Annotated in this window: 15 protein-coding genes and 1 riboswitch; of the genes, 7 read left to right on the top strand and 8 right to left on the bottom strand. The window is 51.4% G+C overall.

Features of this window, described 5'->3' with window-relative positions:
• Position 1 precedes the first annotated feature (1 nt).
• Both ABEW73_RS31835 and ABEW73_RS31830 read right to left on the bottom strand, forming a co-directional pair.
• Positions 2–718 carry an ABC transporter permease gene (locus ABEW73_RS31835; RefSeq protein ID WP_430170378.1) on the bottom strand — a complete coding sequence of 239 codons (717 nt, stop codon included), beginning with the start codon at positions 716–718 and terminating at the stop codon, positions 2–4.
• Positions 715–1,635 carry an ABC transporter ATP-binding protein gene (locus ABEW73_RS31830; RefSeq protein ID WP_430170404.1) on the bottom strand — a complete coding sequence of 307 codons (921 nt, stop codon included), beginning with the start codon at positions 1,633–1,635 and terminating at the stop codon, positions 715–717. The genes ABEW73_RS31835 and ABEW73_RS31830 overlap by 4 nt, the downstream gene beginning before the upstream one ends.
• A gap of 171 nt (positions 1,636–1,806) precedes the next feature.
• Between ABEW73_RS31830 and ABEW73_RS31825 the strand changes: the two genes are divergently transcribed.
• A complete protein-coding gene (locus tag ABEW73_RS31825; RefSeq protein ID WP_430170379.1) occupies positions 1,807–2,013 on the top strand; it encodes a hypothetical protein in 207 nt (68 codons plus the stop codon).
• Positions 2,014–2,386: 373 nt separating this feature from the next.
• Here the strand turns inward: ABEW73_RS31825 and ABEW73_RS31820 are convergent, their stop codons facing one another.
• The 3 genes from ABEW73_RS31820 to ABEW73_RS31810 form a co-directional block, all read right to left on the bottom strand.
• Complete coding sequence (locus ABEW73_RS31820; protein ID WP_430170381.1) at positions 2,387–3,775, bottom strand: sensor histidine kinase; 1,389 nt, start codon at positions 3,773–3,775, stop codon at positions 2,387–2,389.
• Positions 3,772–4,446: a response regulator transcription factor gene (locus ABEW73_RS31815; RefSeq protein WP_339270002.1), complete on the bottom strand. Its 675-nt coding sequence runs from the start codon at positions 4,444–4,446 to the stop codon at positions 3,772–3,774. Before ABEW73_RS31815 ends, ABEW73_RS31820 begins: the two co-directional genes overlap by 4 nt.
• Positions 4,447–4,696: 250 nt before the next feature.
• Positions 4,697–5,641 carry a helix-turn-helix transcriptional regulator gene (locus ABEW73_RS31810; protein ID WP_430170383.1) on the bottom strand — a complete coding sequence of 315 codons (945 nt, stop codon included), beginning with the start codon at positions 5,639–5,641 and terminating at the stop codon, positions 4,697–4,699.
• A 102-nt stretch (positions 5,642–5,743) separates the two neighbouring features.
• On the opposite strand from ABEW73_RS31810, the gene ABEW73_RS31805 reads away from it, so the two are divergent.
• Positions 5,744–8,008 carry an ATP-binding cassette domain-containing protein gene (locus ABEW73_RS31805; RefSeq protein ID WP_430170385.1) on the top strand — a complete coding sequence of 755 codons (2,265 nt, stop codon included), beginning with the start codon at positions 5,744–5,746 and terminating at the stop codon, positions 8,006–8,008.
• Positions 8,009–8,175: 167 nt separating this feature from the next.
• Here ABEW73_RS31805 and ABEW73_RS31800 read toward each other — a convergent pair whose 3' ends face one another.
• Positions 8,176–9,873, bottom strand: a complete 1,698-nt coding sequence (locus ABEW73_RS31800; protein WP_430170387.1) for an alpha-amylase family glycosyl hydrolase — start codon at positions 9,871–9,873, stop codon at positions 8,176–8,178.
• Between the two features lie 613 nt (positions 9,874–10,486).
• Here ABEW73_RS31800 and ABEW73_RS31795 point away from each other — a divergent pair.
• From ABEW73_RS31795 to ABEW73_RS31785, 3 genes are all read left to right on the top strand, one after another.
• Positions 10,487–11,521: a LacI family DNA-binding transcriptional regulator gene (locus ABEW73_RS31795; protein WP_430170389.1), complete on the top strand. Its 1,035-nt coding sequence runs from the start codon at positions 10,487–10,489 to the stop codon at positions 11,519–11,521.
• Between the two features lie 148 nt (positions 11,522–11,669).
• Positions 11,670–12,320 (top strand): beta-phosphoglucomutase, encoded by a 651-nt coding sequence (pgmB, locus tag ABEW73_RS31790; RefSeq protein ID WP_430170391.1) that lies wholly within the window; start codon positions 11,670–11,672, stop codon positions 12,318–12,320.
• Between the two features lie 90 nt (positions 12,321–12,410).
• A complete protein-coding gene (locus ABEW73_RS31785) occupies positions 12,411–14,714 on the top strand; it encodes a glycoside hydrolase family 65 protein (RefSeq protein WP_430170393.1) in 2,304 nt (767 codons plus the stop codon).
• Between the two features lie 245 nt (positions 14,715–14,959).
• Here the strand turns inward: ABEW73_RS31785 and ABEW73_RS31780 are convergent, their stop codons facing one another.
• Together ABEW73_RS31780 and ABEW73_RS31775 are read right to left on the bottom strand one after the other, a co-directional pair.
• A complete protein-coding gene (locus ABEW73_RS31780; RefSeq protein ID WP_430170395.1) occupies positions 14,960–15,994 on the bottom strand; it encodes an EAL domain-containing protein in 1,035 nt (344 codons plus the stop codon).
• A 205-nt stretch (positions 15,995–16,199) separates the two neighbouring features.
• Positions 16,200–17,738: a diguanylate cyclase domain-containing protein gene (locus tag ABEW73_RS31775; RefSeq protein WP_430170397.1), complete on the bottom strand. Its 1,539-nt coding sequence runs from the start codon at positions 17,736–17,738 to the stop codon at positions 16,200–16,202.
• Positions 17,739–17,973: 235 nt separating this feature from the next.
• Between ABEW73_RS31775 and ABEW73_RS31770 the strand changes: the two genes are divergently transcribed.
• Both ABEW73_RS31770 and ABEW73_RS31765 read left to right on the top strand, forming a co-directional pair.
• The gene (locus ABEW73_RS31770; RefSeq protein ID WP_430170399.1) at positions 17,974–18,357 is read left to right on the top strand and encodes a VOC family protein; all 384 of its coding nucleotides are present in this window, start codon (positions 17,974–17,976) and stop codon (positions 18,355–18,357) included.
• Between the two features lie 170 nt (positions 18,358–18,527).
• Positions 18,528–18,639, top strand: a riboswitch (TPP riboswitch).
• A 114-nt stretch (positions 18,640–18,753) separates the two neighbouring features.
• Positions 18,754–19,785 (top strand): ABC transporter substrate-binding protein, encoded by a 1,032-nt coding sequence (locus ABEW73_RS31765; RefSeq protein WP_430170401.1) that lies wholly within the window; start codon positions 18,754–18,756, stop codon positions 19,783–19,785.
• Positions 19,786–19,955: the final 170 nt, after the last annotated feature.

Raw genomic sequence — 19,955 nt, 5'->3', positions numbered from 1 at the left:
CTTAGTCCACATCCTTTCGGTTAAAATGAATCAGGCCGGCACACGTGATCACCGCACCCAGCAGCAGACCCGCTCCGATGACCTTAGCTTCTCCCGGACCCATGTAAGCCAACAGCGGCCACTTTAGCGGCATCCAATCGGGAAACTGCAGGGCAAACATCGATACAACGGAGGCGGTAATCCCGATTCCGACCGCGATCCCCTGGTTCTTGAGCGTCAATGATAGCCACAGCTGAAAGGCCAGCATGGGAAGCGCAGCCATTAATTGCACAAAACCGATGCGCAGCAGATCTAGATATGGCATTTGATCTGCGCCCATCCCCAGTACGATGCCGAGCACGGCGGTACTGATCGACAGAAGGAGACAGGATACGCAGAGAATCAGGAAGGCCTGCACGAACTTGGCACTGAATACCGCCGTTCTGGAAATAGGCAATGCGAGCAGTTGTTTCCACGAGCTCAGCTGATGCTCCACGTTGGCCATCAACGAGCAGACCAGTGTAATCCCAAGAAAAAGGGCAATCGGTACGAAAAACAGTACATTCTCCAGCAGCCCGCCCCATGGATCGGCCGCGTAGGATTTCATCAGGTAATCATATCGAAGTCCGAAGTTCAGCCCTTGCATCGCTGCCAGCCCGATGGGACCGAGCGCAGCGAGAAACCAAATGCCTTTGCCCCGGATTTTCAGCCAATCGGCGGAAAGCGCACGGAACATCATACCCGGCTTCCCTCCCCTACGATCTGCATGAAGATATCCTCGAGCGACTTCCGCTGTTCTTCCACTCGGTACACCGCATGCTGATTCTCCACCAGTCGCTTCACGAGCAGCGCGATCTTGGCGTCCTGCATGCTTTCCAGCTCCAGCATCTGATTACGCAAAACTCCTTCACAGCCCAGGTCCAGCGCCAATCCGAGCGCTAACTCCGGCTCGGACACCGATAGACGGAAGCCGCTGGACGCCGTGGATACCAGGTTGCTGATCGTATCCTGGAACACCATGCGCCCCTCGCGGATGATGCCGACTTTATCGGCCATCTGCTCAACCTCACCCAGCAGGTGACTGGATACCAGCACGGTTATCCCGTATTGGCGCGGCATATTCTTGATCAGCTCCCGGATTTCATGAATACCGGATGGATCCAGGCCGTTGGTCGGCTCGTCCAGAATGAGCAGTTCCGGATTGTTCAGCAGGGCGGCTGCAATGCCAAGACGCTGCTTCATCCCAAGGGAGTACCCCTTGACCGGTCGCTTGGCTTCCTTCGTCAAGGAGACGATCTCCAACACTTCCGAGATGCGGGATTTCGGTCCGCCGGTAATCCGGCGAATGGCTTCCAGATTCTCTACGGCCGTTAGATGGCCATAATAGGATGGATATTCCACGAGCGATCCGGTCCGGCGCAAAATGTCCATTTTGTCACTCTTCAAATCCTTGCCGAACAAATGAATCGCACCACGCGTTGGTTGAATGAGTCCGAGCAGCATGCGGATGGTCGTTGTTTTTCCGGCACCGTTCGGTCCGAGGAAGCCATAAATGTCGCCGCGGGCGATCTCCAGATTCAAATCCACAACGGCTGCGCGCTTTTTGTATATTTTATATAAGCCTTTTGTTTGAATGACGAGTTCCGTCACGTTCATCACCTCAGGTATAAATCCTACATGTCCAAGGTTAAATGCCGGTCGACCTGAAGTTTAAATTTTCTTTAAAAAGTCGGCAGACTATCCAAACGGTTTCGGAGTGGCTGCCACCATCGTGGGAATTTTCGTGGATCTCTGTCGCTGGAGCTTCGTGCAGATAGGGATGACTTCGTGAAAAGAGCTAAGAGTGACTTGGTGCAACAAAGGCCGCTCCGGTGCCGGATCGTTCTTCCGATCGCTGTTAAATCCAGGAAACTGGAATTTGCCCAAGGGTGGTTTCCCGGATTTAAAGGCGAACGCTTCGCTTCTCCAGCAACGATTCCGTCCCCTCCGCTGGTGTATCTGCAAGGGTGCAAGGGGTTCCTTCACATAAACTAATACGAATGATAGAGCCTGCATCTGCTCCTGCCGACTGACAAAGCTTGAGAACTCGTACCAGTCGCAGCCTAATTAACAGTTACGATTAGAACGCGGTTAACTATGAATATGAATGTTCTAGTTCGTTTGGATTTCGAAATGGCTCTCTCTCAGTCTAGCAACTGTAGCCTGCCTTGCTTATGAACCCGGTTCACTGACGAGTTCGTGAAACTCGAGCGAAAAGTAATGGTACAAAGACGCCTGATAGGATGTCTTTTCCGTTATGGACAGCAAAAAAGAGGAACCGTTATAAATGCCGGTTCCTCTTTTTATATATTCGATCTAGACCTCAACCATCCCAGATATGATGCTTGATAGCCCACCCCTTGTTTCCTCACCGCTTCCAGATGCGGATCCTCGTTCCCTCGTCCGAGCTTTCCACATGGCAGCCAAGTCCCATCTCCCTTGTCAGGTGATCCACGATGGCCAGGCCGATGCCTGTTCCTTTGTTGCCGGAGTCGCTTTCGATTCCCGGTCCGTGATCCGAAATGACAAGCACGCCCTCAAGCCCTTCTCTCTCCTCGGTGTGTATTCCGATGTACTTCCCGGATTTGGCATGGCGGACGACATTTTGGAACAGATTATCAAGAAGCCTTCGGAACCACAGCACGTCCACGTTCCAGCTTAGCGGCTCGTCACGCACCTGGATATCGGGTTCGATCCCCGCTTTCTCCCATACGGGGTACCAAGCCGCAGCGCTTTCCTTGACGATTCGCAGAACATCGGTCGGCTCCATGTTCAGCTGCACTCTGCCGCTGGTGAGCAGGTTGTAGGACAACAGGTTGTCGATCAGGCCGCCCAAATCCGCGATTTTCGATTCGATGAGTGACAACGATGCTTTCCCCTTCTCGCTCAGCGGCTCCCGCTCCATAGAGAAAATATGGCTTCGAATCACCGTCAAGGGGGTTCTCAGATCATGAGACAGATTGGCAATCAGCGACTTGCGCAGCTCCTCTTCCTCGCGCTGGCGGCGCTGACCCTCCTCTAATTGGATGACCATATCGTTATAGCCCTCCTCCAGCTGCCCAATCTCGTCATGCTTGGTTAAGGTAACCGGCTGCGGTATGCCTGTCACCGTATGAGAAGACGTCATGGCAAAGCGAAGTCGCAGCAGCCGCTTGCGGATGCGCACAAAGAACAGCCAGGAGACCAGAATGAACAGTCCGGACATCAAGGCCATGAACAGGCCGTACAGCGCCGTTTCGCTGGCAATGGGCTGCTGGACATTGATATATTTTCTCGGCAGCTGCATGACCATAAAGCCTTCTCCCGATCCCTCTCCCCCAATAAAAGCGACGGATGTGAACGGGTCACTATCCAGGGAGTTTTTCATAAACTGCACGGTATAGAGGGCGCTCCATACCTCGGGAATGTTAGGCTGTGCAGGCAGCTGCAGCCTAGTCTCATTGCTGCTGTCCACCCAGAACATGGAGATTTCCGGATACTCCTGCCGTATCGAATTCAGCTTCTGCTCAATAACCTTCGGCGAGGCTCCGCTTAATCGGGTTGCTTCCGCATGCCACATTTTCTCTAACACGGCACCGCTGGTATACTTCCCGACAGGGGCTGGCGGCCGATCCGAGAACGTATCATTCACGAACCAGTAAAAAATCGATGCTAACGGAAACATGATTGGCATGAAGATCATCGCCATTGAGATTAACAGCAGATAGCGGTTGGTCAGGGAATTGCGGAACCTGCCCTGCTTCCTTCTCCATCTCATGCTCTCACCCGATAACCAAGCCCGCGAACCGTCTCAATAATCTCCGGGTTGGCGGGATCCCGCTCCAGCTTCTCGCGCAGATACCGGATATGGACCATGAGCGTCTTGTCCCCCTCGATATAAGACTCTCCCCAAACCGATTCGTAAATTTGCTCCTTGGTCATGACACGCCCTTGGTGCTGGAGCAGGTACATAAAGATTTGATACTGCTTGCCGGTCAACAGCGTCTCCTCGCCGGTATCTTCGTTCACGATCCGATTCTCGGCTTCATATACGGATAAGTGCTTTACTCTCATGGGCTCCGCTGATTTCACGACTGACCGGCGCAGAAGCACTTCCAGACGGGCAGCCAGCTCGTCCGGGTGAAAAGGCTTCGTTAAGTAATCATCGGCAAACTCAAGCCCCTGCAGCTTATCGTCAATAGAGGTGCGGGCCGACAGCATCAGGATAGGCAGTCCAGGATAGGCTTTTTTGAGGCGCTGCCCGATTGTAAAACCGTCAAGCCCCGGGAGCATGACATCCAGAACAACGACCGCACACGGAGCCGCTTCCTCTACGGCCTTCTCTCCAGTCAGCAGCCACCGCACCTCATAGCCCTTATCCCTGAGAAATTCACTGACCCACCCGCCGATCTCCCGGTCGTCCTCGATATATAGAATGCATGCGCTCATGATCCATCTTCCTTTCTCGTGCCCATATTCATATCCCCTGTGAAGAGGTTCCCTAGATCTTTTAAGTCAAAATAGACTTCCGTATCTATTTATATATACATTGATCCATCATTTGTCATTGTATCATGGGATACCAAGCGTGCAGGGATCTAGTTCGCTAACCAACCCTGATCCTTCTTCAACCTTCTCTGAATCTCAATCCAAACACTTCGCGCCACTTAATCTTACGGGCCTTAGGTGATTCGGGCACCTATGTATCCGCCACTCCGTAATGCAAGCTCAGCTGCCTTGCCTTCTCCCTCAGCATATTAACGATCTCCTGAGGTTCAATGACTTTCGCCTCCATACCCAAACGCAGGAAGACCTGAGCGACATATTCAAAATCATTGCGATCTACGATGGTGTCCACAATGCCCCGCTGCTCATCTTGCATGACCACCTCGTTCTCCAGCCACGCAATGCTCTCGCACTGTCTCGCCCCTTCTCTTGTCAGCTCGGCATATAATCGAACCGGCTCCCGAATGGGATAGTCCTCGAGCCATTCTTGCATGCTAAAGTCCACCGCATAGGTGTTATCGGTCAGGGCTAAGGATTCCATCCGGTCCATGCGGAACACACGCACACCCTCCTTCTCGCGTTCCACCGCGGGCATATACCATAAACCATCCTGGGCATAAACGCCGATCGGCAGCACTTCCCGGTCGCTCGTGCCCGATTTCGAACGATAGCTGATCCGTATAGCCCGCTGATGAAGAGCGGCTTCAATGACATCTTTTAGATAAGGGGACCCTGCGGTTCTGTTTGGACTCCAAAATGTCAGCACCGATTCCAGACGGCTGATCATCATTTTCGTATCCTCCGGAAATCCGGCCAGCAGCTTGCGGGAGGCAGAGTCGATATTCAGCTCAAACGGTAACGAGGTATAACGCTTTAAGGCTTGAAAGGCAAAAAATATAGCAAACACTTCATCTTCATCGAACAGGATCGGCGGAAGAACGCGACTCTTCAATGTACGGTATCCCCCGTGCCGCCCTTGCTCCGTATATAAGGGAACGCCCATATCGCTGATTTCGGTAAGATACCGGTGCGCCGTGCGAACGGAAACGCCGAATTCGTCGGCCACTTCCTGAGCGGTAAAACTCCTTTTGGCATTGACATACATGATGACATCCATAAGCTGTTTCGCTTTTGACATAATACACACCTCACACGTTATAACTAGACAAGAATTGTCATGTTTATAAGATATGCTATTGCTGTGTCCAGGTCAAAACGATACAAGAAAGGAGTCCTCAAGATGTGCAACCACATGGAACAGGCCATCAAGGTAAACGGTGCCCGAAACAAAAACCTGCGTAACGTGAGCCTGACCATTCCCAAAAAACAAATCACGGTGTTCACTGGTGTGTCCGGTTCCGGCAAATCCGCCATGGTCTTTGATACGATTGCCGCGGAATCCCAGCGTCAGCTGAATGAGACATATTCCAGTTTTATCCGTCATCGTCTCCCACATTACGGGCAGCCGGAGGTCGATTCGGTTGAGAACCTGTCGGTGGCCATCGTCGTCAATCAGAAAAGAATCGGCGGCAATGCCCGTTCAACCGTGGGAACCATCACCGATATCCATTCCTTGCTGCGCTTGTTATTCTCCCGGATAGGCCGGCCCTTCGTCGGATATGCGGACGTCTTTTCCTTTAACAATCCTCAAGGCATGTGCCCCCACTGTGAGGGACTGGGCAAAGTGAACAGCTTTCGGATCGAGAACTTGATCGACAAGGAGAAATCGCTGAATGAAGGCCCCATCCGGTTCCCGACATTCCGTCCGGGGGAGTTCCGCTGGAAGCGTTATATCGCCACAGGCCTGTTTGATAATGATAAGAAGCTGAAGGATTACAGCGAGGAAGAATGGGACACGCTGCTGTACAAAACCGGCTTTAAACCGCCGAACCCAACGGAGGAATGGCCGCCCACCTCGTATTATGAAGGCATTATCCCCCGATTGGAGCGAACGTTCCTGAGCAAGGATTCACGGGATGCCAGGACGTACAGGGAAGCTATTGATCAAGTGGTGGCTGAGACCACCTGCCCGTTATGCCATGGCGGGAGACTGAATCAGGAGGTGCTCTCCTGCAATATCAACGGAACATCCATCGCCGACTGTGCACGGATGCAGGTCAATGAGCTGATCGCTTTTTTGCAGACGATCGAGAATCCGGCGGCAGCAACCATCGTGGAAACCTGCATAACTCGGTTGGAGCAGCTGCTTCTGGTCGGGATTGGTTACCTGACGATGGACCGGGAAACCGCGACCCTGTCCGGCGGCGAGTCCCAGCGCATCAAGATGGTGCGCCAGTTGGGGAGCAGCTTGACGGATTTAACGTATATTTTTGACGAACCCAGTATCGGCCTGCATCCGCACGATGTGCACAACATGAACCGCCTGCTGCAACAGCTTCGAGATAAGGGGAATACGGTCATCATCGTGGAGCATGATCCCGACGTCATCGGGATTGCGGATCATATTGTCGATATGGGGCCGCGAGCCGGCACCGCTGGCGGTACGATTGTGTATAAGGGAGACCCGGAAGGGTTGCGGCACGCCAACACCCTGACAGGAAAATATCTCAGTCAACGTGCCCGGTTAAAGTCCGTGGTCCGGGAGCCGGCCGGATGGCTGCACATTGAGGACGCCTCCCTTCACAATCTGAAGCAGGTGTCCGTGAGCATTCCGGCCGGAGTGCTGACGGTGGTAACAGGTGTTGCCGGGTCAGGCAAAAGCACACTCATTAACCAGGTGCTGCCGAACGTTTACCCGGAGGCCATCATAGTTAACCAGGACATGATCCAGGCGTCTAACCGCTCCAATATTGCAACGTTTACCGGCATTTTTGATGCCATCCGCAAGCTGTTCGCCGACGAGAATCAGGTAAGTCCATCCCTGTTCAGCTTTAATGCCAAGGGGGCTTGTCCGGTGTGTAACGGCTCCGGCACGATTACGATGGATCTGGCTTTTATGGACAGCCTGGTTACCGTTTGCGAAGCCTGCCGGGGCCGCCGCTTTCATGATGACGTTCTACGCTATCAACTTCGCGGTAAAAACATCAGTGACGTGCTCGCCATGACCACCGACGAAGCGCTGGATTATTTCACGGAACAAGGGATCGTGGCTGCACTTCAGCGCATTCAGCATGTTGGTCTGGGCTACTTGACGCTCGGTCAGCCCTTAAGCACGCTATCGGGAGGGGAACGGCAGCGGGTGAAGCTGGCGGCCGAGCTTGATAAACAAGGTGAAATTTATGTGCTTGACGAACCCTCGACAGGCCTCCATCTGTCCGATTGCGAGCGGTTAATGTCCATCATCAACCGCCTTGTCCGTCAGAAGAGCACGGTCATTGTGATCGAGCATAATCTGGATATCATCAGCCAGGCCGATTGGATTATTGACATGGGGCCCGGCGCGGGGCAAGACGGCGGGAATATTCTGTTCTCCGGTAAACCGGCTGATCTGCTGAAGAACCCGCACTCCCTAACAGCCAGATATTTACGGCACTTTCAATCCTAGACATCTACGTCTTCCAGGCTCATATGGAGGCATCCTAACGGTCAAAAAGACCCCGAGCACACCTCCTTCCAAGAGGGGCTCGCGGTCTTTTAGTGTTCCACTCAATAGAGAAGCTGCTGCCTACTCCAATATGACGGTTGTATAGGGCAGCAGGGTTAGGCTGCGACCTACTCCAATATGACGGTTGTATAGGGCGGCAGCGTTAAGCTGCTGCCGCTTAATACCGCTCTATCGTCCGTTGTTTTCGACAAGGATTGGAATGGCGATTCCCCGCTCTTTGCCGCCAAATCGACCGTCTGCTCTTCGCCTGACAGGTTATGGACCACAAGGGCTTTGTTGTCTTGGGTACGGCGGATATACGCCATCACCTGCCCATTGCCGGAAGCATAGGATTCAATCGTGCCGCTATTCAGGGCAGGAATCTCATTCCGCCACCGGATGAGCGTGCGATAGCGGGATAGCAGGGAAGCCGGGTCTCCCGTCTGCTGCTCCACACCCTGCACCTGATCGCCCCGGTTATGCTTAAGCGGCTCCCAGGTCGTCTGCCCCTTATCGCTGCCCGTATTGGACCAGATCATCGGCTCGCGGATTTGTTCGTCCGGCTTTGCTCCCTTCATCCCGATCTCTTCACCGTAATAGATAAACGGATTGCCCGGCATCGTCAGTAGAATACCGGCAGCCATCTTGGCATGGTTCACGTCATCCTTCAGCTGGGACATCACACGGTTCATGTCATGATTCGTCAAGAATGCGGCATCCGTAAACTTGCCGCCCGATACCTGGCTGAACAAACCATAAGTCCGCTCCAGGGTGAAGGCCAGGTTGTTATCCTTCTCGTTCATCGCAGCACCGATGATGCTCTCGCCCAGGCTAAAGTTGAACCCGGAATCAAATGCGTTATCCAGATACGGCGCAATGACCGCAGCGGAATTATCCCAAATCTCCCCGACAATATAAGCGTCCGGGTTCACCTCATTCATGCTGGCGCGGAATTCCTGCCACCAGGCCGTATTCTTGGCCGTGGTTGCCTCGCCCTTATCGGACATCAGATCCTCGTAAATATGCTTGGCTGCATCGATCCGGAACCCATCGACACCGAGCTCCAGCCAGAACTTCCCGATATCCTTCATTTCCTCGCGGACCTTGGGGTTGTCGAAGTTCAGGTCCGGCATTCCACCCCAGAACGTGCCCATATAATGGGCCCCGTTCATCTCATGCCAAGGCGAGCCGCTGCCTGCCGCGCTGGCCCCCGAAGGGGTCTTCCCTTGATCCTCGGCCCAGATGTACCAATCGCGGGTAGCCGAAGCCTTGTCTTTCACAGCCTGCTGAAACCAGGCATGCTCCGTGCTGGTGTGATTGACTACCAAATCCATAATAATTTTGATTCCGCGCTTATCCGCTTCAGCAAGCAGCGTCTTGAAGTCATCCAGCGTTCCGTACTCCGGATGGATGGAACGATAGTCGGTCACGTCATAGCCATGATAGCTTGGCGAAGGATTGATCGGCATCAGCCAAATCCCCGTCACGCCAAGATCGCCAGTAGTGTCCGGATTTCCGTCATTCAGATAATCCAGCTTCTCAATGACACCTTGTAAATCACCGATCCCATCCCCATCGGAATCATAGAATGATCGTACGAAAATTTCATAATAGACATCCGAGGGCTGCTCATCCACCTCCGATGTCTCCATTGTTGGAGGCGCTTCCGGATCCGACGGCTTCGTTTCCGGTGCCGCTGGCGGCTTAGCCTCCTCTTGCGGTGGAGCTGCGTTGCCGCTGCAGCCTGTCAGCAGACTTCCCGTAAGCGCAAAGGCGACGAGCCATAAAGGTAGGGCCCTACGTCTTCCCCATGTAGAACGTATCACGTGTTACCTCCTGTTCGCTGCAGCAGCTGATGTTCATCCAGTCACTGCACTTATGTATTCGATAGGATCTCTTGTATCTCTACAGCATTCCAGAATGGCGCAAACGTTTGTATACAAAGTCACTAGTGTTTTCCAGTAAAACGGTTACATTTTAGGGTTCAACTTGAATTTCATCATCCTCCGCCCGATGACGGCCCGTTTTTATCCATCCATATCATAACTCACTTCTTCGTTTTGTTAAATCGTTTGCACAATGCCGTTTTAAGTTGTTTTTCGGGATTTTCTGGTGATTATACCGCCCTTTCTCCCGTTTTCTAACCCTTGCTTCTTTTTTGATGCATTTGTGAAATAATTGCGTTGGACTGACTTGGATACGTATTTACAAGCCTATCGATTAACGTTAATATAGCAGTGTGAAACCGTTTAACATACCGGATCAATATGGCTTTAGATCAATTGGTATCATGTATACTCAGGGCCTGACAGACCCACAATTAAATAAAGAAGAACGGTCCGCGATTAGCGGAAGTTACTCTTCTGAAATAAGAGAGAACTCCAGTAGTCGCTTTCTTATTTTCAAAAAAACGCAAACGGTTCCACTGGAGGTCCTATTATGTCTGTAACGATTAAAGATGTCGCAAAACGAGCGGGCGTATCCCCCTCCACCGTCTCACGGGTGCTTTCCAATCATCCTAGAATCAGCCGCGAAACCTCGCGTAAGGTGAAAGAGATCATGGAGGAAATGGGCTATCATCCCAATATTATGGCCAAGAGCCTTGTTTCCAAAACGACGGAAAGCATATGCGTCATTCTGCCGAAACCTGCGGAGGAATTGTTCCTCAACTTATTCTTTATGGAACTGATTCGCGGTATCGTCACCCAAGCGAACCGATCCGGATACGACGTCGTTCTCAGTTCGGGCGGCAACGAGAAGGAAGAGGTCGAAGCCGTATCCCGGCTGCTTAACGGTCGCCGCGTCGACGGCGCCATTTTGCTATACTCCAGGCAGGACGATCAGGTGGTCGATTTTCTCAAGTCCAACAACTATCCGTTCGTGCTTGTCGGCCGGAGCGAGAAATACCCGGATCTGTTATCCGTCGATACCGATAACGTGCAGGCTGCCTATGATGCAACCAAGCATCTGATCTCCCTTGGACATCAACGGATTGGCTTTGTCAGCGGCCCTCCTAACCTGATCGTATCTCAGGACCGGATGAAGGGCTATGGCAAAGCACTTGCCGATGCAGGTTTGGAGATGAGAAAAGAGTGGATTGTCGAAGGCGAGTTCCTTCAGGAGAGCGGCTATCGCGCCATGTCTTTTTTCATGAACCTGCCTGAACGGCCGACGGCCCTAGTCATTGTTGACGATATTGTATCTTTCGGCGTGCTGCGGGGACTGCATGAGCTAGGGTATAAGGTGCCCGATGATGTATCCATTATCAGTTTCAACAATATCTCATTGACCGAACTATCGACCCCGCCGCTGAGCAGTGTGGACATCGGGATTTATAACCTGGGTTATACCGCCTCGCAAGCGCTGATCCAGACCATTCGTAACGATGACAACACGATACTGCCGCACCGTTATATCATTCCGCATCGGTTGATGATCCGCGAATCCTCGATGTTTTCGCTCCCGAAATCTTAAGGTCCGGATCGAATCGCGGAAGATACACAAATGTTTTCATAATGCGGAAGATACACGAAGTATTTCAAAATAAAGAAGCATCGTGGTGCTTCCTTTATTTTTGCAGCTCGGTTCAAACGTTTGCACTAATTCGTTAAGGAGGATGTTCATGTCATCCCTATCCGCTTGTTTATTTGATCTTGACGGCGTTCTGGTGGATACCGCCAAGTATCACTACATTGCCTGGAAGCGTCTTGCCGGGGAACTCGGCTTTGAATTCACGGAGCAGGACAATGAACGCCTGAAGGGAGTAAGCCGCATGGCCTCCCTCGATATTCTGCTCGAGGTTGGCGGAGTGACGCTGGATGAAGGCTCCAAGCTGGCACTGGCCGAGAAGAAGAACGCCTGGTATGTCGAGTATATTTCCAACATGGATGAATCCGAGATTTTGCCTGGAGCCCTCGAATTCATCCAAGCGCTGAAGGACCGCGGCATCAAGGTTGCGCTGGGCTCCGCCAGCAAAAACGCCATGCTGATCCTGAACAATACCGGCCTCACGCCTTACTTCGATGCCATTATCGATGGAACGAAGACTGCCCAAGCGAAACCGGATCCCGAGGTATTTACGCTGGGTGCTCATGAGCTTGGCGTCCGGCCAGACGCCTGCGTCGTATTCGAGGATGCCGAGGCCGGCATCGAAGCGGCCACGCGCGCGGGAATGCGCAGCGTCGGCATCGGTTCGCCTGAAACCTTGGGGCGGGCCAACATCGTTCTTCCCTCCCTGGAAGGATTTACGGTGGATCGCCTGCAGGAGTTGTAAGCGAATGCGTACACATGCTTACGGCATCCGGTAGTTTCATCCCATATAGATCTGCAACCATTTTTCCTAAAAACAAAGGAGCCGATGATTGTGAAACAATATTTAAAGCTTGATGAATGGTCAATTATTGAGGAGGGCTTTGATCCTCACACGCATGAGATCTCGGAGAGTATCTTCAGTATCGGGAACGGGTTTATGGGCCAGCGCGCCAACTTCGAGGAATCCTACAGCGGCTCCTCCCTGCAAGGCAGTTATATGGCCGGCGTGTATTATCCGGATAAAACCCGTGTAGGCTGGTGGAAGAACGGTTATCCTGAATATTTCGCCAAAGTCCTGAACAGCACCAACTGGATTGGCATCGGCATTGAAATCGACGGCGCGCCGCTTGATCTGGCTAAGAGCACGGTGAAGGATTTTGTGCGTGAGCTAAATATGAAGGAAGGCTTCCTCTCCCGCAGCTTCACCGCTGTCATGGAAGACGGCAAAGAACTCAAGGTTGAAGCTGTCCGTTTTGTCAGCATCGTACGCCATGAGATTGGTGCCATCCGTTATACAGTTACACCACTCAATTTCAGTGGTGAACTTACGATTACCCCTTATCTCGATGGAGATGTGAAGAACAAAGACTCCAACTATGACGAGAAATTCTGGCTTGAAGTATTCAAGGAAGCTGCGCAAGGTTCGGCCGCGTTGACTGTAAAAACCAAGAAGCTTGATTTCCATGTAACCTCCGTCATGTCTTATGCTATTTTAAAGAACGGCGAGAAGCTGGAACTTCAAGCGGAACTGGTGGAGAAAGAGAAATATGCGGGGAACCGCGTAAGCGTGCAGGTATCTGAAGGCGAAGTCATTACCATCTATAAATATGTGGCTAATGTTACTTCCCGCAATCATGGATTCGGCGAATTGGTGGATGCTGCACGTGCTGTGCTGGAGCCGGCGATCGAGACCGGATTTGAGTTGCTGCTGAAGGAGCAAGCCGATGCATGGGGCGATAAATGGAAGGAAAGTGATATCGTCATTGAAGGCGATGTAGCAGCCCAACAAGCGATCCGCTTTAACATCTTCCAGCTGAACCAAACCTACAGCGGCGAAGACGACCGTCTGAATATCGGGCCGAAGGGCTTCACCGGGGAAAAATACGGCGGCAGTACCTACTGGGATACCGAGGCGTATTGCCTGCCGTTCTACCTGAGCACCGCGGATGCCAGCATCTCGCGCAACTTGTTGATTTATCGTTATAAGCACCTGGAAAAAGCGAAGGAAAACGCCAAGAAGCTCGGCTTTACCAAAGGCGCTCTCTATCCTATGGTGACGATGAACGGCGAAGAGTGTCATAACGAGTGGGAGATTACCTTTGAGGAAATTCACCGTAACGGCGCGATTGCCTATGCCATCTACAACTATGTAAACTATACTGGCGACTTCTCTTACCTCGGCCAATATGGTCTGGAAGTGCTCGTGGAAATCTCCCGTTTCTGGGAAGAGCGCGTGAACTACGTGCCAGCGAAGGATCAGTATATGATGCTCGGCGTTACCGGTCCGAACGAGTATGAGAACAATGTGAACAACAACTGGTACACAAACCGCATGGCCAGCTGGACGATGGAATACACGCTCGACGTGCTCGAATATTTGAAAGAGAACGAGAATTCCCGCTATACCGAGCTTACGGCAAAGCTTGGGCTGCAGGATGTCGAAACGACCAAATGGCAGGATATCATCAGCAAAATGTACTACCCGGTAGACGAGGAGCTGGGCGTATTCCTGCAGCAGGACGGATTCCTCAACAAGGAGCTTGTTCCGGTGAAGGAACTGGACCCAGTCCACCTGCCCCTGAATCAGAACTGGTCCTGGGACCGCATTCTGCGCTCGGTATACATTAAGCAAGCTGACGTGCTGCAAGGATTGTTCTTCCTTGGCGACCAGTACGACTTGGCTACGAAAAAACGAAACTTCGACTTCTATGAACCGTTCACGGTACATGAGTCCTCCCTCTCGCCATGCGTTCACTCCATTCTCGCGTGCGAGCTTGGGTACCAGGAGAAAGCGTACGAGATGTACCTCCGTACAGCTCGCCTGGATCTGGACAACTACAACAACGATACCGAGGACGGCTGTCATACAACCAGTATGGCGGGAACCTGGATGTCCGTTGTGCATGGCTTCGGCGGCTTGCGTGTGAAGGATGGCGTATTGCATTTGAATCCATTCATTCCAGGCCACTGGTCTTCCTTCTCCTTCAAGGTGATGTTCCGCGGGTCCCGCCTGAAGGTCAACGTCAAGGGCAAGGAAACCATCATCGTGAACGAAACGGATACGCCGGCTATCCTGAACGTGAATGGCAAGGAATACAGTATCAGCGGGTTTGGAGAGGTAACAGCCGCAAGATAACAAGCATGCTGGTTCAATCAATGGCTACCCCGAACTATATAAAAACAAGGGCCCTGGAGAACACTCCAGGGCCCTTGTTTTTACAGAACGGGCTCCTTCAGACATCATTACTCCTTGAAGGACCCATCTTCATCCATGCCAAGCATCTGTATTGTCCGGACTCAGCCGAAGGCTGCGGCAACCAGATGCCAAAGCTCCGCATCAAGATGGCGGGGGAATTGCCGATTATGTATGCTATGAATAGATTAGTTGAGAATGAGGTCACGCGGAGGTCGTTCAGATGGCTTCCCAAACAAATACCCCTGCGAGAGCTCGATCCCGATTTCTCGGCAAAAATGAAACTCCTCCCGTCTCTCAATGCCTTCAGCCAGCACCATGGCCCCAAAATCATGAGCCATGTTGGTGATCATTTTGAGCTGCTTCTGCTGGGCGGGATTTCGATCGCAATGGTCGATCAGACTCCGGTCGATCTTTACATAATCCGGCTTAAGCTTAATCATCTGCTCCAATGTGGAATAACCTGCGCCGACGTCATCCATGGCTACCGAGATTCCATGACTGCGATAAACCTCGAAAATCGATTGCAAATGCTTAACATCATCAATCTGCTCGGTTTCCACGACCTCAAATACGAAATCCCTCGGATCCAGATGGAGCCTGTCGATGGTATTAAAGGTGTGGCTTAGACACATCTGCGCATCATATATGGAGGATGGCAGGAAGTTCACGAATCGCTTCACGCCGATAGGAAGCCACTCGGCACTGGTCTCAATGGCACTGGTTCGTGCTGCCCGGTCCAGAAATGCATGCAATCCGGTTTTACGGGCTGTCTCAAACAGCTCATACGGCTGGAACCTGGCTCCCCACTCTACCGGACGAAGGAGAAATTCGTAGGCCACGATCTGCTCGGATGTGTCCACGATGGGCTGCATGTAGCTCGTAAACTGCTTATGTAAAATGATACTCACCATATCGTAATGCTCCATCTGCAGTTCGAACTTCTGCATAGGGGTCCACGAATGCCGGATTTGCGGAGCTTCTCCACCGGTAACACAGAAGGACAGCTCTTGACGAATCTTCAGCGGAAGGGGCTGCAGACACTTCATCATAGAGATCAGGTCCGCACGTACCTTGTAGTTCACAGCACAACCCTCATTGTTCTCTTGTACCGTGTAGCCGTTCACTGCCAGCAACTGAATAAGCTCACCACTTGCAGGCTTCATATGAATGGTCCCCTGGTCCTCAATCGGTTCAAAGGTGCTGCAATTGTCGCAAATCATGTTCGTCCTCCTTGGCAAGCTAGCTCTCACTATGCTTCTTATCGGCATTTTGAATATGATTTCTTTGCATTTTATGGATTTTATATCGAAGTTATGACCTATATTAAGAGAAATGCGCAAGATTCGTGCAATGATTGCGTCAAATTCTACAAAAATCGACTTATATTGCTTTTAACAACCTATTGTCGACACTACGGTCATACATTCATCTACTCACCTTTTGGTCCAAAAGCTGCAGCATCATCGTCCGCTCTACATCAAAATGCCAGGGGGCGTTCCGTTCCTTCGCCGCATACATCGCTGCATCCGCACGACCAATCAGCTCCTGGTCATTTCTGGCATGATCTGGATAAACCGCAATACCGATACTCGGCGTGGTTCGGACCTCATGCCCTTCCAGTTCGTACGGCTCGCTAAGCATCGTCCAGATCTCCTCCGCCATCCAGATCAGTTCCTGATCATCGCCAGCCGGATGGATCATAACGGTGAATTCGTCTCCTCCTAAACGGGAAACCAATACTCCCTTGGATTCGAGTGATTGAAGCCGGTCTGCAACCTTTCGTATCAACAAATCGCCGGCACGGTGGCCGTATCGGTCATTGACTCGTTTGAAACGGTTCATATCCATATACAGCAAGCCTACACGGGAACCTGCGCGGTCCGCCTCCTTCAGCGAATTTGACAGCCTTGCATTAAAATAACGACGATTATACAGCCCCGTAAGATCATCACGATGTGCCAGGGATTCACTCTGCATCAGACTTTCATGCAGTCGATCAAACAAGCGGTCGTTCTCAAACTGGATTAAAATCTGCCTGAACAGGATCAGGATAACGCACAGGGAAAGGCCGGTAAACAGTCCATTCCACCCTCCAAAATACTGTGCCATAAGGGCAAACATCCCGCCGAGCACGCTGTAGGGAAGCAGGTACCTTACGATCAGGTTTCCGGTTGAACGCGGCTCCCGCTCGCCAACAGATGGATTACGGGTATCAGGAGCGGACTGTCCGCCTGCGAAACTAATGAAAAATACCGATAACGTGTAGAGTGGATACAGGTAGGAGCGAACCTCGATATTCAAAATATCAACGAGATAGATATACAGAACATCTCCGGCAATAAATGTACTTCCGCCAAGACATAACAGAATGGTCGCCCATTTCCTTAACTGTCCGGTATTGAAATACAACACCAGTGTAAAAAAAATAAGTACCATTGCGCACAGTGGATACAGCATGTCCACCCAAAGGTTTCCCCATACGATCTCATGGGCCAGACCCTGAAGCTCAGGCTTGATGAAATATTCCCATCCTACCGTCATGACCGCTATGCCAACAATCACGATATCCAGCATAAACCGCAGCCCCCGAAACGAACCCTGAACATGCCGGAATAAATAAATGAGAGCACTTGCGAACAGGATAAGTTCAAGCCCCCAGAACAAATGGGTTAGAACCGGCGAGGAAGCGCTCTCTTTTGCAAACCAGATATTGCATGCGTGGAGGATTCGGGCCACTGCCTCCCCCATCAATCCGAGACTCACAATAAGCCAAAACCTACGAAGATGAACCTCATAACGCCGACGAATCCGCATTAAATAAACGGAAGCGGCTGCAGGAGAAATAATGACTAGAACACGCTGAAGCGATAAAGCATCAGGCATCCACAGAGCGATCATTATCTGAATGAATGCATATATTATGGCGAGTCGAATCCACAGATGATCTGCTGGAGTTGGACTCATAAGCATTCCTCCTCGGCCAAAAGGTAAGCGGGTTCACTTTAAGTGTGTTAGGTCTTTTGAATTAACATTTCTATTTCTCATGATACTTTTTGCCCACCCAAAAGTAAAGATGAGGAAATGAAAGAAAAATCATCTTATTAGCCTGTGCAGAACAATATAACACCCACTTGACGTATAGGAATTATATGATAATATTTCAGTCATATCTTATATGAATCGGAAAGGGTGTTGAACCATGTCACAGAAACGATTGGATCATGTTGGTATTGTTGTCCGGGACCTTGAAGCTACAATCGCCTTCTATACATCCGTAGTCGGACTTGAACTGAAGGACCGCCTGACTCATACCAATGGCATCATCCAGCTGGCGTTCCTAGGATTTAACGGCAGCAACGAGACGGAAGTCGAGCTTATTCAGGGATACAGCGACACACTGCCTTCGGAAGGAACTGTACATCATTTTGCAGTCAGCACGGATAACATTGAAGAGGAATATGCCCGTGTTCAGGGACTTGACGTTCCTCACTTGGACGAGGAAATCGTGACGCTCCCGAACGGTTTCCGTTATTTCTTCGTACATGGCCCCGAAGGGGAATGGATTGAGTTCTTCCAGCGCTAACCTCTGCGTGAAGCCGTATTCAAACACTTTACCTTGTGAAAGGTTCATAGCATCAATTCATTCTCCCATTACATTAGTGTTCTAACAAAGACCTGTCACGTTCGCGCCTCTTCGAACTAGACAGGTCTGCTGTGTTAGGACTATAATAGCGGATGTAATGATCGAAACTTCATAAATACCGGGGGAGCTGGAATTTGGCCGGCTGAGAGTGTATCCGATATGATACTGACCCTTACACCTGATCTGGGTAATGCCAGCGTAGGAAGCCCATGTTTGCGGCAGCTTTTATTTGCCGTGGTATACACTTACGCCGTCATGCGTCCTGATGTCATCAGGGCGTTTTTTTTATGGAGCTAACGAGGTAATATAAAGAGAATTCAAAGGAGAGAAGAAACGATGAAGAAGGGAAAATGGATTCCACTGCTTCTTGCTTGCATCCTGCTGATGGTTGCGTCTGGATGCGGCACAAGCGGAGAGAACAAGAAAACAGGTGCTGAAAGCGAAGACAGTCAGACTCCCGGGAAACTCCGTGACGTACAGCTGATGCTCGATTGGTCCGCCAATACGAATCACACCGGCCTGTATGCAGCGAAGGAGCTTGGGTATTATGAGGAAGAAGGGCTTAATGTCCAGATCGTCCAGCCGGGAGCAGGCGGAACGGATACGCTGGTCGCATCCGGCAACGTACCGTTTGGCATCAGCTATCAGGAAGGCGTAACGCTGGCGAGAACCCAAGGATTGCCGCTCGTCTCCGTTGCGGCGATCATTCAGCATAATACATCCGGATTTGCCGCCCCCAAGGACAAAGGCATCGTGAAGGCAGGCGATTTTGAAGGAAAATCCTATGGCGGCTGGGGCTCGCCTGTGGAGGAAGCGGTCATGAAATCCATCATGGAGATCGATGGCGCCGATGTCAGCAAGGTGAATATGGTCAATATGGGCGATGCCGATTATTTTACGGCCGTGAAACGCGACATTGATTTTGCCTGGATTTTCTATGCTTGGACGGGTATTGAAGCCGAGCTTCGCCATGAGCCGCTTGACATGATTTATGTGAAGGACTACTCGGAGCAGCTTGATTATTACACACCGGTGATCGTAACGAACGAGAAGCAGATCCAGGAAGACCCTGAGCTTGTCAAAGCGTTCATGCGGGCGACTTCAAAAGGTTATGACTATGCGATTCAACATCCTGAAGATGCAGCAGCCCTGCTGACGAAGGCTGTTCCTGACCTGGATGCCGAATTGGTTCTCGCCAGCCAGAAATGGCTGAGCCCCCGTTACCAGGACGATGCAGCCCGCTGGGGCGAACAGAAAGCCGAAGTATGGTCGGGGTACGCCGACTGGATGTTTGAGCGCAAGCTGCTGGAGAAGGAACTTGACGCAGACCGCGCATTTACCAATGAATTTTTACCGGAGAAGCCATAAGGTTATTTCTATATTAAGTGCGTGTTCAAAAAGGTCGATTTTCAGCACCGAGAAGGTTGGATGAAGCTAGGGACGTCAGGAGCGGAGCGTACGTTTTGGGTACGTGAGCACCGGAAGGCCCGGCTGAATTCAAGATTCGATGCCGAACTGCTTCCTGATTCACTTCGTGT

Source organism: Paenibacillus lautus (genome assembly GCF_050482385.1).
GTDB lineage: Bacteria > Bacillota > Bacilli > Paenibacillales > Paenibacillaceae > Paenibacillus_AQ > Paenibacillus_AQ lautus_B.
The sequence above is the reverse complement of the archived record's forward strand: the minus strand, read 5'-3'. Positions and strand labels throughout refer to the sequence as shown.

Coding starts and splice junctions, on each gene's coding strand:
- ABEW73_RS31835 (WP_430170378.1), bottom strand. CDS start 718: ATGATGTTCCGTGCGCTTTCCGCCGATTGGCTGAAAATCCGGGGCAAA.
- ABEW73_RS31830 (WP_430170404.1), bottom strand. CDS start 1,635: ATGAACGTGACGGAACTCGTCATTCAAACAAAAGGCTTATATAAAATA.
- ABEW73_RS31820 (WP_430170381.1), bottom strand. CDS start 3,775: ATGAGATGGAGAAGGAAGCAGGGCAGGTTCCGCAATTCCCTGACCAAC.
- ABEW73_RS31815 (WP_339270002.1), bottom strand. CDS start 4,446: ATGAGCGCATGCATTCTATATATCGAGGACGACCGGGAGATCGGCGGG.
- ABEW73_RS31810 (WP_430170383.1), bottom strand. CDS start 5,641: ATGTCAAAAGCGAAACAGCTTATGGATGTCATCATGTATGTCAATGCC.
- ABEW73_RS31805 (WP_430170385.1), top strand. CDS start 5,744: ATGTGCAACCACATGGAACAGGCCATCAAGGTAAACGGTGCCCGAAAC.
- ABEW73_RS31795 (WP_430170389.1), top strand. CDS start 10,487: ATGTCTGTAACGATTAAAGATGTCGCAAAACGAGCGGGCGTATCCCCC.
- pgmB (WP_430170391.1), top strand. CDS start 11,670: ATGTCATCCCTATCCGCTTGTTTATTTGATCTTGACGGCGTTCTGGTG.
- ABEW73_RS31780 (WP_430170395.1), bottom strand. CDS start 15,994: ATGATTTGCGACAATTGCAGCACCTTTGAACCGATTGAGGACCAGGGG.
- ABEW73_RS31775 (WP_430170397.1), bottom strand. CDS start 17,738: ATGAGTCCAACTCCAGCAGATCATCTGTGGATTCGACTCGCCATAATA.
- ABEW73_RS31770 (WP_430170399.1), top strand. CDS start 17,974: ATGTCACAGAAACGATTGGATCATGTTGGTATTGTTGTCCGGGACCTT.
- ABEW73_RS31765 (WP_430170401.1), top strand. CDS start 18,754: ATGAAGAAGGGAAAATGGATTCCACTGCTTCTTGCTTGCATCCTGCTG.